A 14,424-nucleotide genomic window follows, 5' to 3' on the forward strand; every position below is an offset into this window, starting at 1 on the left:
TCCCTCCCCCTTGTGGGGAGGGATAAAGGGTGGGGGTATTGAAGCGCGGAAACGCTGGTCGCCGCTTCCTACCCTTCGATCGCCTCGCGCAGCATCTCCAGCTCCAGCCACTCCTCCTCCATCCGCGCAAGGTCGGCGCGCAATCCATCGAGCGTGGACGCCGACTTCGCGAACCCGGCCGGATCGCGGACGTAGAATTGCGGGTCGGCCATCTTCGTTTCGAGCGTCGCCATCTTCGCGGAGGTCGCCTCCATCTCGCCCGGCAGCTTCTCCAACGCGAATTTCTGCTTGAAGGAGAGTTTTTTCGATGAGTTGGCGTTGCCGGCCGGCCGGGGCGCAGCGGGCTTCTCGCGCGGCTCTGACTTCGCCGGCTTTTGCGTGAATGCCTTCGTGCCGCGCTGGGTCAGCATGTCGGCATAGCCGCCGGCATATTCGATCCACCGTCCGTCCTCGTCGGGCGCGACGGTGCTCGTCACGGTCCGGTCGAGGAAGTCGCGATCGTGGCTGACGAGGATGACCGTGCCGGGAAAGCCCGCGACCAGTTCCTGCAGCAGATCGAGCGTTTCCATGTCGAGGTCGTTGGTCGGCTCGTCGAGCACCAGCAGATTGGCCGGGCGCGCGAGAAGCCGCGCCAGCACGAGGCGCGCGCGCTCGCCGCCGGACAGTTCGCGGATCGGGGTGCGCGCCTGTTCCGGCTTGAACAGGAAATCCTTCATGTAGGAGACGACGTGGCGCTGCTCGCCATTGACGACGAGGCTGTCGCCGCGCCCGTCGGTCAGGTAGTGCGAAAGCGTCTCGTCGAGGTCAAGATCGCGCTTCTGGTCGAGCGTTGCGATTTCGAGGTTGACGCCGAGCCGGACTGAGCCGGCATCGGGGGCAAGTTCGCCGGTCAGCATTTTCAGGAGCGTCGTCTTGCCCGCGCCGTTGGGGCCGACGAGACCGATCCGGTCGCCGCGCTGGATGCGGGTGGAAAAATCGCGGACGATCTGGCGCTCGCCAAAGCTCTTGGCGATGCCCTTCGCCTCGATGACCAGCTTGCCGGATTCGTTGGCGTCGCTTGCCTGCAGCGTCGCCTTGCCTTCGGCGCCCTGATGCGTGCGGAATTTCTGGCGCATCGAGTGGAGTTCGCCGAGCCTGCGCATGTTGCGCTTGCGTCGCGCGGTGACGCCGTAGCGCAGCCAATGCTCCTCGCGCACGATCTGGCGGCCAAGCTTGTGCTGGTCCCGCTCTTCTTCCTCCAGAACCTGGTCGCGCCATTCCTCGAAATGGGCAAAACCCTTGTCGAGGCGGCGCGTCTGGCCGCGGTCGAGCCAGACGGTCGCCTTGGAGACGCGTTCGAGAAAGCGTCGGTCGTGCGAGATGACGACGATGGCGGAGGTGGACCGGACGAGTTCGCCTTCGAGCCATTCGATGGTGGCGAGGTCGAGATGGTTGGTCGGCTCGTCGAGAAGCAGGATGTCGGGCTGCGGCGCGAGAACGCGGGCAAGCGCAGCACGGCGCGCCTCGCCGCCCGACAGGTTCTCCGGCGCCGCCGAACCGTCGAGGCCGAGGCTCTCGATGAGATAGGTCGCGCGGTGCGGGTCGTCGCTCGGCCCGAGGCCCGCCTCGACATAAGCGAGGACGGTGGCAAAACCCTCCATGTCCGGCGTCTGGCGCAGATAGCGGATCGTGGCCGAGGGCTGGCGGAAAATCTCGCCGTCCTGCGCCTCGACGAGGCCGGCGGCGATCTTCAGCAGCGTCGACTTGCCCGAACCGTTGCGGCCGACCAGCGCGATGCGGTCGCCGGCCTGCGCGGAGAGCGCCGCGCCGTCGAGCAGCGGCGTGCCGCCGAAGGTGAGCTTGATGCCGTCGAGATTGAGAAGCGGGGGCGCCATGGAATTCCTATTGGCCGGACGGATGGGCGATGAGGATCGCGCGGCCGGAGATCAGGTGAACGGTCAGATCGCCGGTGACCTCGTTGGAGAGTGTCAGCGACGAGCCGAAGGGAACGTGCCGCTTGTCGAGCGGCCAGCGCACGCCTTCGAGCGTCAGGCCGGCAAGGTCGGTCATCGCGACGACCGAGAACACGGTGCCCGGCAGATAGTCGAGCCGCGATGCGCCTTCAAGCAGTGGAACGCCTTCCTGCGTGCCGTTGGTCAGCAGGATGGAAAGCCCGCGCTCGGCCAGTCGCACGCCGAGCGCCAAGTGCAGGAAGGCATGGTCGGCGCGCGGGCCGCCGAAGGCGCCGACCAGCGTCAAGGCGGTCGCGCCCCGTGCCAGCGCCGCCTCGACGGCGATCTCGCCATCGGTCAGATCCTTGGCGGGCGGGAAGATCTCGCGCGGGATGTCCGGGTGGGCGGCATCGAGCGCCGCGTCGACGGAATCGAAGTCGCCGGTCCAGAGTTCGGGCACGAGGCCAAGCGGCCCGGCGTGGCGCATCCCTGAATCCGCCGCGATCACGCGGCTGCCGGCAACCTGGCGGGCGAGGCGCGGGGTCGGCTCGGCATCGCCGCCGAGAAGGATGGTGAAATGGGACGCGATCATCGTGCGCCCCCTTAGCAAGGCTGAATGGGGAAGGAAACAGACGGCTTCCATACGCGCGACAACCGCTCTAGTTTGCGCGCCATGTTCATTCCGTTCTTCCTCGAATTGAAGGCCGCGCGCATTCCCGTTTCGTTGCGGGAATATCTGTCACTGCTCGAAGGCATGGACGCCCATCTCGTCGACTATGACGTCGAAGGCTTTTACTACTTGGCGCGCGCGGCGATGGTGAAGGACGAACGCCACATCGACCGGTTCGACCAGGTCTTCGGTCAGGTCTTCAAGGGCGTCGAGGCGGTGTCGGGCGAGAGTGCCGTCGACGTCGCCAACATTCCCGAGGAATGGCTGCGGCGGCTGGCCGAGAAACACCTGACCGACGAGGAAAAGAAGCTCGTCGAGAGCCTTGGCGGCTTCGAAAAGCTGATGGAGACGCTGAAGAAGCGGCTGGAGGAGCAGAAGGGCCGCCATCAGGGCGGGTCGAAATGGATCGGCACCGCCGGCACCTCGCCCTTCGGTGCCTATGGCTACAACCCGGAAGGCGTGCGGATCGGCCAGGAGGGGAGCCGCCACCGCCGCGCAGTAAAGGTCTGGGACAAGCGCGAATTCAGGAACTTCGACGATTCGGTCGAACTCGGCACGCGCAACATCAAGGTCGCGCTGAAGCGCCTGCGCCGCTGGGTGCGCGAGGGCGCGGACGAGGAATTCGACCTTGGCGGCACGATCAAGTCGACCGCCGAGCACGGCTATCTCGACGTCCAGACGCGGCCCGAACGGCGCAATGCGGTGAAGCTGCTGATGTTCTTCGACGTCGGCGGCTCGATGGACGACCACATCCGCATCGTCGAGGAACTGTTTTCGGCCGCGCGGGCCGAATTCCGTCAGCTCGAATATTTCTACTTCCACAATTGCGTCTACGAGGGCGTCTGGAAGGACAATACCCGCCGCCACTCGGAGGTCATCCCGACCTACGATTTGCTGCACAAATACGGCGCCGACTACAAGGCGATCTTCGTCGGCGACGCCTCGATGAGCCCCTACGAGATCGCCTATCCCGGCGGCGCGGTGGAACACTGGAACGCGGAGGCCGGCATCGTCTGGCTTCAGCGCGTGCTCCAGCACTGGCCGAAGGCCGTCTGGCTCAACCCCGTGCGCGAAAAGCACTGGGGGTATACGCACTCGATCCAGATGATCCGCGAGATCTTTTCCGAGCGCATGTTCCCCCTGACGCTGAACGGCCTGGAAAAGGCGACGCGCGAGCTTTCGCGCAGCCGCTGAGGCATCACCGACATCGCCGAGGCTTGCGCGAAGTTTGGCCGGGCGCCACCTTCCCGCTTGCCGTCAAGCGCCTTCGCCAGTTATGATTAACAAATCATGAAGACGCTCTCGATCGACATTCGCAAGGCCGACCCGCACGACGCGGATGCGATCGCCGGCGTGCATCACGACGCCTGGGTGGGTGCCTATGCCGGCCTGATCCCGCACGGCGCGCTGAACTCGATGCTGTCGCGCCGCGGCACGCAGTGGTGGGAAAAGGCGATCCGCCGCGCCGCGAGCGTCCTCGTCGTCGAGATCGACGGCAATGTCGTCGGCTACGCCACGCTCGGCCGCAACCGCGCCCGCGACCTGCCGCAGGACGGCGAAATCTACGAACTCTACCTCCTGCCCGAATATCAGGGCATCGGCCTCGGCACCCGCCTCTTCAAGGCCGCCCGCGACCGGCTGAAGGCACATGGCCTTTCCGGCCTCGTCGTCTGGGCGCTGGAAGACAATGACGGCGCCCGCGCCTTCTACGAGGGCGCCGGCGGCCGCGACGTCGCCGAAGGCGTCGAGATCTTCGACCAGAAGGCGCTGAAGAAGGTCGCCTACGTCTGGAATTGAGGCGTTGGCGCGGCAAGATCCCGAAGGGTGAGTCAGGCGCGAGGGCGAGGCCTGGATTCCTGTGACGAGCACAGGAATGACGGCATCAGGGGTTGAGGCCAATCGTCAGCGTCGGTCAAACATCGACGCCATCCATGCCACCGTCATTCCTGTGCTCGTCACAGGAATCCATGCCTCGACGTTGACGACGGGCAGAACCCTGCGACCATCCCAAAGCCGCCGAGGCCGCCGACCAGCCGCCCCCCATGTCACCCCTGAGACGCGACGTGACCCGGCGCTTCCTTGCATTGCAGCATGAGACGCGCTAACCGCTTGCGCACATTTTCAGAACCTTGCGAAGACAGGATCAGCGCATGCGCCTCGACGCCATTTCCATCGGCGACAATCCGCCCCACGACGTCAACGTCCTCATCGAAGTGCCGGCCGGCGGCCAGCCGATCAAGTACGAGATGGACAAGGAAGCCGGGGTGCTCGTGGTCGACCGGTTCCTCTATACGCCGATGCGCTATCCCGGCAATTACGGCTTCGTCCCGCACACCCTCTCGGAGGATGGCGACCCGATCGACGTCCTGATCTGCAACACGCGCGAACTCGTGCCGGGCTGCGTCATCAATGTGCGCCCGATCGGCGTCCTGATCATGGAAGACGACGGCGGCAAGGACGAGAAGATCATCGCCGTGCCGACCCCGCACGTCACGCGCCGCTACGAGAACGTCCACGACTACACCGACCTTCCCGAAATCACGCTGAAGCAAATCGAACACTTCTTCGAGCACTACAAGGATCTGGAGCCCGGCAAGTGGGTGAAGATCGGCGGCTGGCAGGGCGCCGAGACGGCGCGCGCCATGATCGTCGAGGCGGTCGAGCGGGCGAAGAAGACGAAGGCCTGAACCGGAAATTGAAAGAGAGCGCCCTGGCGCTCTCTTTTTTACGGGTTGACCAGCCCACGTAGCCCGGGATCGGCGATGGCGCGCTCGTCTGACCCGCAGTCGAAATCGCGCGCGGTCTCGTCCGCGATGCGTCGGGCCTCCTCGTTGGCCTGCGCATTTCCCGACGCCATCACGAAGCCGACGAAACACGCCGACCGGTCTTCCATGGTTGCGACCTTGCTGACGGTCAGGATTTCGATGTCGCGCGCGCCTGCGTCGCCGATGTTGAGGAACCAGCGATGGATCGCGGCGAAGGGCGTCTCGCTGCGCTCCTGCCGGTCGATGCGCCATTCGATCCGCGTTCCGGGATGGTTGAAGGGGTGAAAGCCCGACTGGCGCGGAAGTTCGCCTTCGGGCGGAAAGCCGTAATAGGCGACATAGCGCAAGTCGGTGTAGGTGAGGATCACCGGATAGCCGCGATAGCCGGCACAGGCGAGGTCCGCCCAGTCGCCCTCATCGTCCGGGGCCGTGCGATACGCGCTGCAGCCCTTGTCTGCGTCGAACTCGGTATATTCCGAGACGATTTCCGCATGGGCGGCCGTTGCGCACACAAGCGCGGCGGCGATGAGAAAGCCACGCATCACAATAGCACCACTCCGGCCTTCTGCATTTCGGCCTTCATGGCTGCAAGCGAGCCGCCGAGGTCGATGGCGCGGCACGCCTCCAGCGCGACCGTGACGGAAAAGCCGAGCCTCGCCGCATCGAGCGCCGAATAGGCGACGCAGAAATCGGTGGCGAGGCCGACCAGCGTCAGGTTGCGGATGCCGCGTTCCTTGAGGTAGCCGCCAAGGCCGGTCGGCGTCGGGCGGTCGTTCTCGAAGAAGGCCGAGTAAGAATCGATCGCCGGCCGGAAGCCCTTGCGGACCACCAACTCGGCGCGCGTCCAGTCGAGGTCGGGATGGAACGCCGCTCCCTTCGTGCCCTGCACGCAATGGTCCGGCCAGAGCGTCTGCGGGCCGTACTCCATCTCGACCGTCTCGAACGGCGCCTTGCCCGCGTGCCGCGAGGCGAAGCTGGAATGGCCGGCGGGGTGCCAGTCCTGCGTCAGAATCACGTGCGGCGCCGCCTGGATCATCCGGTTGACGACCGGCACGATCGCGTCGCCATCCTCGACGGCAAGCGCGCCGCCGGGGCAGAAATCGTTCTGCACGTCGATGACGATCAGTGCTTCCTCGGCCATGCGCGCGTCTCCCTGTTGCCGGCCCGCACCGTAGTCAGCGACCGCGCAGAGGGCAACATTTCCGGTTCCCATGCCGCAAGCCGCTGGCTAGTCTGCGAGAAGCGAACTGGAGACCATGATGCCGATCCTGAACCGCGCGAGCGAACTGCATGATGAAATCGTCGGCTGGCGCAGGCACATCCACCAACATCCCGAGATCGGCTTCGAAGTTCACCAGACGGCGGAATTCGTCGCGCGCAAGCTGGAGGAATTCGGCGTCAACGAAATCCATCGCGGCTTCGGCGAGACGGGTGTCGTCGGCGTGATCCGCGGGCGCCTCGGCGACGGTCCGGCGATCGCGCTGCGCGCCGACATGGACGCGCTGCCGATCGTCGAGGCGACGTCGCAGCCGCATGCCTCCACGGTCGAGGGCGCCATGCACGCCTGCGGCCATGACGGCCACACGGCGATGCTGCTGGGCGCTGCCAAGTACCTCGCCGAGACGCGCAATTTCAAAGGCTCCGTCGTGCTCGTCTTCCAGCCGGCCGAGGAAATCGGCGGCGGCGCCAAGGCGATGATCGAGGACGGGCTCTTTGACCGCTTCGGCATCGGTCATGTCTACGGCATGCACAACATGCCAGGGCTCGCCACCGGCCACATCGCGCTTCGTCCAGGCTCGATCATGGCCGCCTCGGCCAAGTTCACCATCCGCGTGACCGGGCGCGGCGGCCATGCGGCGCGCCCGCACACCACGATCGACCCGATCGTCACCGGCGCGCAGATCGTCACCGCGCTGCAGACGATCGTCTCGCGCAACACCGATCCGGTGACTTCCGCCGTCGTGACGGTGACGAAGTTCGATGCCGGCACGGCTTACAACATCATTCCCGAGATCATCGAGCTGTGGGGCAGCGTGCGGGCGCTCTCGATGGATGTGGCGAAGGAGACCGAAGACCGGATCGTCCACATCGCGACCAAGATCGGCGAGGCCGCGGGTGCGAGCGTCGAGGTCGACTACAACCAGACGATCGCGGTGACGCATAACGACCCCGACGAAGCCGCCTTCTCGACCGCGGTCGCGCGCGAGGTCGTCGGCGAGGCGATGGTGGACGCCGACGTGGCGCCGGTGATGGCTGGCGAGGATTTCTCGCGCATGCTGGAATTGCGGCCGGGCACGCTTGTCTTCATCGGCAACGGCAAGTCGGCCGACCTCCACCACCCCGCCTATGATTTCGAGGACGAGGCGATCCCGGCGGGCGTTTCCTATTGGGTCCGGCTGGTCGAGCGGAAGCTGGCCGCATGAAGGACGACGACGAATCAAAGCGCATCATCCGCCGCGTCGGCCAGGAAAGCGAAGCGACGATGGCGACGCGCATCCGCCGCCACATGAGCGGTGCGGACGCCGACCCGGACGACTGGGTCGAAATCTGGGGCACGCGCATCGGCCGCGTCTTGAGCGTCGTCCTCGCCGCGGTTCTGGTCTGGTGGCTGATCGATTTCATCCGAACCCTATGACGAAGCCGGCGATCCTCGTCATATCGAGCCATGTCGTGCGCGGCACGGTCGGCAACCGCGCCGCGGTCTTCGCGCTCGAAATGCTCGGCTTCCCGGTCTGGGCGGTGCCGACGGTCACGCTGCCCTGGCACCCCGGCCACCGTCCCGCGACGCGGATCATCCCGCCCGCCGACGCCTTCGCGGCGATGCTGGCCGACCTCGAAGACGCGCCTTGGCTGGGCGAGGTGGGCGGCATCCTGACCGGCTATCTCGGCAGCGCCGAACAGGCCGCGCCAGTCGCGCAACTGATCGAGGCGGTGAAGGCACGCAGCCCCGACGCGCTCTATGTCTGCGACCCGGTGATCGGCGACCGCGGCGGCCTTTATGTACCGCAGGCGACCGCCGAGGCGATCCGCGACTATCTCCTTCCGCTGGCCGACATCGCGACGCCGAACCGGGCCGAACTCGACTGGCTGTCGGGACGACGGAACGACGAAACGCTGGACGAAATCGCGGCGGCGGCGCGTAGCCTGCCGCCCCAAGGCATGCTCGTCACCTCCGCGCCGGCGGGCGAAGGACGCATCGGTAATCTCTGGGTCGAGGAGGAGATGGCGCTTCTCGCCAGCCACGACCTCGTCGCGAAACCGCCGAACGGGCTCGGCGATCTGACGGCGGCGATGCTTTTGGCGCAGCGTTTGGAAGGCAAAGGTGCAGGCGAAGCGCTACGGCACGTCACCGCCGCCGTGTTCGACGTCCTGTCGCGGGCGGCAGAACGCGGCGCGGACGAACTGATGCTGGAAACGGATGCGGCGAGCCTGACTGCGCCGAAGTCCTCTGTGAGCGTTAGATCGTTGGGCGACGAGCCTGACATGCCAGTATGCGTCGGCGTCGATGGCTGCAAGGGCGGCTGGATCGCGGTGGCACGCGGCAAGGCTGGAGTCGAAAAACCTCGGGTCTTTCGAAGCTTCATAGAACTCGTCGAAGCCTATCCTGACGATGCAATTGTCGCTGTGGACATGCCGATCGGCTTACTAGAATTCATTGAGGGCGCTGGCCGTGAGCCCGAGAAACTGCTCCGACGAATGCTGCGGCAGAAAGCTTCAAGCATATTTCCGACACCATCGCGAAGAGCCGTTTACGAGGCTCCGCGCAGTTACCCCGGAGCGGAGGAATATCGTCGCGCTTACGAGCGCGTGAAAACTGTGGCACGCGCAACATCATCTCCACCTTGGGCTCCGTCGATTTTCTCCTTCGCATTGATGCCGCGTATCCAGGAGATCGATGTCATTCTCGAGGCCAAGCCCGAGCTCAAACTGAGAGTCATCGAATCTCACCCCGAAGCAGCATTTTTTGTGCTCAACGGAGAACGGGAGATACAGGCTTCAAAGAAGTCCGAGGAAGGACGGACAACGAGAAGGCAAATTCTAGTTGCGAATGGAGTCGAAGCATACGCAGTGGATGCTCGAGCACCGAAGGGCGCCAAGACGGATGACCTGCTCGACGCCTTTGCGATGCTGCTCGTCGCTGAGCGCTACGCTACACGACAGGCGAGATGTTTCCCGGAAAGACCGGGAACGGACAGCAGAGGAATTCCCATTGCAATCTGGACATAGCGAGCCGCGACTGCGCGCCCTCCACCATGCTGCGCATGGTCCCCCTCCCCCGCTTCGCAGGGGAGGATTCATCACCGTCACTGGGTGCGACGCGGGTCCTCCCCCGTTCACGGGGGAGGTGGCCCGAAGGGCCGGAGGGGGCCATCAGTGGGTCCTTCTTTAACCCATACGGAAATTTCCGTGTTCTATCCGTTGATGACACGGGAATTTCGGCCTAAGCCAAACCCATGAGCCATCTGCCTGACAATCTCCTCACCGGTTATCGCGATTTCATGAGCGGTCGTTATGCGACCGAGAGCGAGCGCTATCGCACTTTGGCCAAGGAAGGCCAGAAGCCCGAGACGCTGGTGATCGCGTGTTGCGACAGCCGCGCCGCGCCCGAGACGATCTTCAACGCCAGCCCCGGCGAACTCTTCGTCATGCGCAACGTGGCCAACCTCGTGCCGCCCTACGAGCCCGACGACAAGCTGCATGCGACGTCGGCGGCGCTGGAGTTCGCGGTGCAAAGCCTGAAGGTCAAGAACATCGTCGTGCTCGGCCATGGCCGCTGCGGCGGCATTTCGGCCGCGCTCAATCCGATGAGCGAACCGCTGTCGCCCGGAGATTTCATCGGCCGCTGGATGAGCCTCGTCGCCCCTGCCGCCCAGATGGTCGCCGGCAACGACGTGATGACTGCCAGCGAACGCCAGACTGCGATGGAGCGCATCTCGATCCGCTTCTCGCTCGCCAATCTGCGCACGTTTCCTTGCGTCGACATTCTGGAGAAGAAGGGCCGGCTGACGCTGCATGGCGCCTGGTTCGACATTTCCTCCGGCGAGCTTTGGGCAATGGACCCCGCGACCGGCGATTTCGAGCGCCCCTGATCGGGGCTACTCGGCCGGCGCCGCCGGAGTGATCACGGTGCGCGCCAGCGCCGGTTCCGGATAGCGGCTCCACAGGAACCACGACAGGATCGCGAAGAAGCCCATCGCTGGGATGACGGTCGAGATGCCGATCACCGGATCGCCGACGAGCGCCGCGACCATGCCGCCCACGAGCCCGCCACCCATCTGGATGAAACCGCTCATCGAGGCGGCCGCGCCTGCCATGTGCGGGAACGGCGCCAGCGAGGCCGTCGACATGGCCGGCATGACGAAGGCGATGCCGAACGCATAGACCCCGACCGGCCCCATGACGAGCAGGAAGCTCGGCTCGAAGAGATGCAGGCCGAAAGCCAGAAGCACGCTGCCGGCGCCGATGAACCACAGGCCCGGCTTGACGAGCTGGTACGCACTGCGCGTCCCCATCAAGCGGCGCATGATGACTGCGCCGATGAAGAAGGCGCCCGACTGCATCAGCATGCCGAGGCCGAACTGCGTCGGCGTCAGCCCGACGCGATCCATCAGGACGAAGGGCAGGATGGTGGCGAGCGTATAGAGCGCGCCGACGGAGCCGCCCATCACCAGGCTCGACCACATGAAGTAGCCGCTGGTCGACAGCGACCTGTAGGAGCGCACGAGGGCGCGCGGCTTGACCCGCGAGGGATCGCGCACGACCGTCTCCGTCATCGCGAACTTGACGACGAGAATGATGGTGACGCCGAAGGCCAGCATGAAGGCGAAGATGGAGTGCCAGCCGAACAGCTCCATCGCCACGCCGCCGATGGTGGGCGCAAAGGCCGGACCGATGCCGAGGATCATGCCGATGAGGTTCATGATCCGCGCCGAGCGCTCGTTGGTGAAGAGGTCGCGCACGATGGCGCGCGAGATGGCGACACCCGCCGCCGCTCCCACCCCTTGCGCGAAACGCGCGACAATCAGCAATTCGATCGTCGGCGCGAGGATCGCAGCGACGGTCGCGACAAGGTAGATGCCCATGAAGGCGATGGTGATCGGCTTGCGGCCATAGCCGTCCGACAGCGGCCCGCAGACGAGTTGCGCGAAGGCAAAGCCGGCGAAATAGAGCGACAGCGTCATCTTCACCGCCGCGTCCGTCGTTCCGAACGCACGCACGATCTCGGGCATGGCGGGCGTGAACAGCGCCATCGAGATCGGCCCGATGGCGACGAGAAGCGCGCCGATGATCGAGACGCGTAACTCGCTCATGACCGGTTGGGACGCGACGGGTTGGGCGGGCTTCATGTTCATGCTGCCGAGCTCCGCGCCTCGATACGCGCATCCGAAAGGTTGCAGCGCACCGTCTTCAGCACCTTGAGCATCACTGCCCACTCCCCCGGATCGACCGATTGCGCTGCCTGCCGGCGCGCTTCGTCCGCGAAGACCTTGACCTGGTCGAGCACCGCATCCGCCGCGTCGGTCAGCGCGATCAGCTTGGCGCGCCGGTCGGACGGATCGGGCAGCCGCTCGATCAGTCCGCGCGCTTCCAGCCGGTCGACATAGGAAGAGACGGTCATCGCCTCGACGCCGATGCGCTCCGCGAGGACGGACTGGCGCACCGTGCCGGCGCGCGCGGCCTGCGCAAGGAGGCGCACCTCGCCGGGCGTCAGCTCCATGCCGGAACCGGCGATGCGACGGTCCATCTCGGCGCGCAGCATGCGCGCGAGGTCCGTCACCAGGAAACCGAAGGATTCGGGGTCGATCTGTCTGGGCATATGTTAAGTAAACCTTATTATCTGGTCTACTTAGTATTTGTGCGCCGCAGCGTCAAGCGATGCCGGTTGCGGCGGGTGGAGGAGGTGCCTAAATGTCGTTGAAGCCAATTCGCCCGAGGATTTTCATGACCATCGATCTTGCCCGCCACCCGCTCACACATTGGACGGGTCCGCTCGGCCTGCCCGCCTTCGAGACGATTACCGATGCCGATTTCGGGCCCGTCTTCGACGCGGCCCTGACGGCGCACCAGGCGGAGATCGACGCGATTGCGAATAATCCCGCGACGCCTTCGGTGGAGAACGTGCTGGCGCCGCTGGAGCTCGCCGGCGAAGCGCTCGGCCGCGTCTCGGCGATCTTCTGGTGCAAGGCCGGCGCCGACACCAACCCGCAGATCCAGGCGATGGAACGCGAGATTTCGCCGAAGATGGCGCGGCACTTCTCCGCGATCCACATGAACGCGGCGCTGTTCGCCCGCATCGACGCGCTTTACGCCCGGCGCGACACGCTCGGCCTCGACGCCGAGACGCTGCGCGTTCTCGAAAAGACCTGGAAGCGCTTCGTCAAATCCGGCGCGAAGCTGGACGAGGTTTCGAAGACCCGGCTCGGCGCCATCAACGAGGAACTGGCCTCGCTCGGCGCCGCATTCGGCCAGAACGTGCTTGCCGACGAGGCGGGCTGGGTGCTCTTCATCGACGAAGCCGACCTCGACGGGCTGCCTGACTTCGTGCGCGATGCGATGGCCGAAGCCGCCGCCTCGCGCGGTCAGGAGGGGCGCTATGCGGTGACGCTCTCACGCTCGATCTACGAACCCTTCACCACCTATTCGACACGCCGCGATCTGCGCGAGGAAGCCTGGCGAGGCTTCACCTCGCGCGGCGAGAAATCGAATGCGGACCTCGTGACCAAGACGCTGGCCCTGCGCGCCGAAAAGGCGAAGCTGCTCGGCTACGAAAGCTATGCCGCGCTGAAGCTCGACGACACGATGGCGAAGACGCCCGAAGCGGTTCTCCGTTTACTTGAGCCGGTCTGGGAAAAGGCCCGCGCCCGCGCGGCCGACGACCAGCGCGAGTTGGAGCGCCTCGCGCGCGAGGCCGGCGCGAACGAGCCCTTCGCCGCCTGGGACTGGCGCCACTATGCCGAAAAGCTGCGCGCCGAGCGCTACGCCTTCGACGAGGCGGAACTGAAGCCCTATCTCCAGCTCGACCGTATCATCGAGGCTTCCTTCGACGTCGCGACGCGTCTTTTCGACGTGACATTCGAGGAGAAGACCGGCATCGCCGCCTGGCATCCGGACGTGCGGGTCTTCGAGGTGAAAAACCCGGATGGCTCGCACCGCGCGACCTTCCTCGCCGACTATTTCAACCGGCCGTCGAAGCGCTCGGGCGCGTGGATGAGCAGCCTGCAGTCGGGCTTCGACCTCGGCGACGGCCAACCGCCGATCATCTACAACGTCATGAACTTCGCCAGGCCGCCGAAGGGCGAGCCGGCGCTGCTGTCCATGGACGAGGCGCGCACGCTCTTCCATGAGTTCGGCCACGCGCTGCACGGCATGCTGACCGAAGTCACATGGCCGTCGGTTTCGGGCACGTCCGTCTCGCGTGACTTCGTCGAACTGCCCTCGCAGCTTTACGAGCACTGGCTGACCGTACCGGAAATCCTGAAGGCGCATGCGGTGCACTACCGCAACGGCGAGCCGCTGCCGCAGGACCTTCTCGAAAAGATGCTGGCAGCGAAGAATTTCGGCCAGGGTTTTGCGACGGTGGAATTCACCGCCTCCGCCCTGGTCGACATGGCGTATCACGCCAAGGCCGACGCACCGGCCGACCCGTCGGCGTTCGAGGCGGAAAGGCTGAAGCGGCTCGACATGCCCCCCGCCATCGCCATGCGCCACCGCACGCCGCACTTCCTGCACGTCTTCTCCGGCGACGGCTATTCGGCCGGCTACTATTCCTACATGTGGTCCGAAGTGCTCGACGCCGACGCCTTCGCGGCCTTCGAGGAGACCGGCGACGCGTTCAACGGGACGATGGCCGAAAAGCTGAAGACGCACATCTATGCGGCCGGCGGGTCGAAGGACCCGGAGGAACTTTACCTCGCATTCCGCGGCAGGATGCCGACGGCGGAAGCGATGATGGCGAAGCGCGGACTGGTGTGACGCGGATTCAGTGAAGCGAGCCGTGGGCTCGGAGTTTTTTGTCGAGACCCCCACCCTTTATCCCTCCCCACAAGGGGGAGGGAGG

14 protein-coding genes and 1 pseudogene are annotated in these 14,424 nt (G+C 65.4%); 9 read left to right on the forward strand and 6 right to left on the reverse strand.

The window, feature by feature from the left end; genetic code table 11:
• Positions 1–68 precede the first annotated feature (68 nt).
• A complete protein-coding gene (locus tag ALII_RS0111355) occupies positions 69–1,874 on the reverse strand; it encodes an ATP-binding cassette domain-containing protein (protein ID WP_024587432.1) in 1,806 nt (601 codons plus the stop codon).
• A gap of 7 nt (positions 1,875–1,881) precedes the next feature.
• Positions 1,882–2,523 carry a thiamine diphosphokinase gene (locus ALII_RS0111360; protein ID WP_024587433.1) on the reverse strand — a complete coding sequence of 214 codons (642 nt, stop codon included), beginning with the start codon at positions 2,521–2,523 and terminating at the stop codon, positions 1,882–1,884.
• Positions 2,524–2,604: 81 nt separating this feature from the next.
• Between ALII_RS0111360 and ALII_RS0111365 the strand changes: the two genes are divergently transcribed.
• From ALII_RS0111365 to ppa, 3 genes are all read left to right on the forward strand, one after another.
• Positions 2,605–3,795 (forward strand): VWA domain-containing protein, encoded by a 1,191-nt coding sequence (locus tag ALII_RS0111365; protein ID WP_024587434.1) that lies wholly within the window; start codon positions 2,605–2,607, stop codon positions 3,793–3,795.
• A 96-nt stretch (positions 3,796–3,891) separates the two neighbouring features.
• A complete protein-coding gene (locus ALII_RS0111370) occupies positions 3,892–4,398 on the forward strand; it encodes a GNAT family N-acetyltransferase (protein ID WP_024587435.1) in 507 nt (168 codons plus the stop codon).
• Between the two features lie 353 nt (positions 4,399–4,751).
• A complete protein-coding gene (ppa, locus tag ALII_RS0111375; protein ID WP_024587436.1) occupies positions 4,752–5,288 on the forward strand; it encodes an inorganic diphosphatase in 537 nt (178 codons plus the stop codon).
• A gap of 38 nt (positions 5,289–5,326) precedes the next feature.
• Here ppa and ALII_RS0111380 read toward each other — a convergent pair whose 3' ends face one another.
• Positions 5,327–5,908 (reverse strand): hypothetical protein, encoded by a 582-nt coding sequence (locus ALII_RS0111380; protein WP_024587437.1) that lies wholly within the window; start codon positions 5,906–5,908, stop codon positions 5,327–5,329.
• Positions 5,908–6,507, reverse strand: coding sequence for a bifunctional nicotinamidase/pyrazinamidase (gene pncA, locus ALII_RS0111385; protein ID WP_024587438.1), 600 nt, complete (start codon positions 6,505–6,507; stop codon positions 5,908–5,910). Before pncA ends, ALII_RS0111380 begins: the two co-directional genes overlap by 1 nt.
• 118 nt (positions 6,508–6,625) lie before the next feature.
• Between pncA and ALII_RS0111390 the strand changes: the two genes are divergently transcribed.
• The 5 genes and pseudogenes from ALII_RS0111390 to ALII_RS0111405 all read left to right on the forward strand — a co-directional run bounded on the left by ALII_RS0111390 (position 6,626) and on the right by ALII_RS0111405 (position 10,456).
• On the forward strand, positions 6,626–7,789 hold the full coding sequence (locus ALII_RS0111390; RefSeq protein ID WP_024587439.1) for a M20 aminoacylase family protein: 1,164 nt from the start codon (positions 6,626–6,628) through the stop codon (positions 7,787–7,789).
• Entirely contained in the window at positions 7,786–8,001 is a 216-nt protein-coding gene (locus ALII_RS0111395) for a hypothetical protein (RefSeq protein ID WP_024587440.1), read from the forward strand. Before ALII_RS0111390 ends, ALII_RS0111395 begins: the two co-directional genes overlap by 4 nt.
• A pseudogene (gene pdxY, locus ALII_RS23125) lies at positions 7,998–8,834 on the forward strand (pyridoxal kinase PdxY); the annotation flags it as partial. The gene ALII_RS0111395 and the pseudogene pdxY, both read left to right, overlap by 4 nt.
• A gap of 15 nt (positions 8,835–8,849) precedes the next feature.
• On the forward strand, positions 8,850–9,593 hold the full coding sequence (locus ALII_RS23130) for a DUF429 domain-containing protein (RefSeq protein ID WP_244437425.1): 744 nt from the start codon (positions 8,850–8,852) through the stop codon (positions 9,591–9,593).
• 227 nt (positions 9,594–9,820) lie between these two features.
• Entirely contained in the window at positions 9,821–10,456 is a 636-nt protein-coding gene (locus tag ALII_RS0111405; RefSeq protein WP_029660443.1) for a carbonic anhydrase, read from the forward strand.
• Positions 10,457–10,462: 6 nt separating this feature from the next.
• Here the strand turns inward: ALII_RS0111405 and ALII_RS0111410 are convergent, their stop codons facing one another.
• The gene (locus ALII_RS0111410; protein WP_024587442.1) at positions 10,463–11,719 is read right to left on the reverse strand and encodes a multidrug effflux MFS transporter; all 1,257 of its coding nucleotides are present in this window, start codon (positions 11,717–11,719) and stop codon (positions 10,463–10,465) included.
• Entirely contained in the window at positions 11,716–12,183 is a 468-nt protein-coding gene (locus ALII_RS0111415; protein WP_024587443.1) for a MarR family transcriptional regulator, read from the reverse strand. The genes ALII_RS0111410 and ALII_RS0111415 overlap by 4 nt, the downstream gene beginning before the upstream one ends.
• 125 nt (positions 12,184–12,308) lie before the next feature.
• Between ALII_RS0111415 and ALII_RS0111420 the strand changes: the two genes are divergently transcribed.
• On the forward strand, positions 12,309–14,339 hold the full coding sequence (locus tag ALII_RS0111420) for a M3 family metallopeptidase (RefSeq protein ID WP_024587444.1): 2,031 nt from the start codon (positions 12,309–12,311) through the stop codon (positions 14,337–14,339).
• The last annotated feature ends 85 nt before the right edge of the window (positions 14,340–14,424 follow it).

This window comes from Aliihoeflea sp. 2WW, from assembly GCF_000497755.1.
GTDB lineage: Bacteria > Pseudomonadota > Alphaproteobacteria > Rhizobiales > Rhizobiaceae > Aliihoeflea.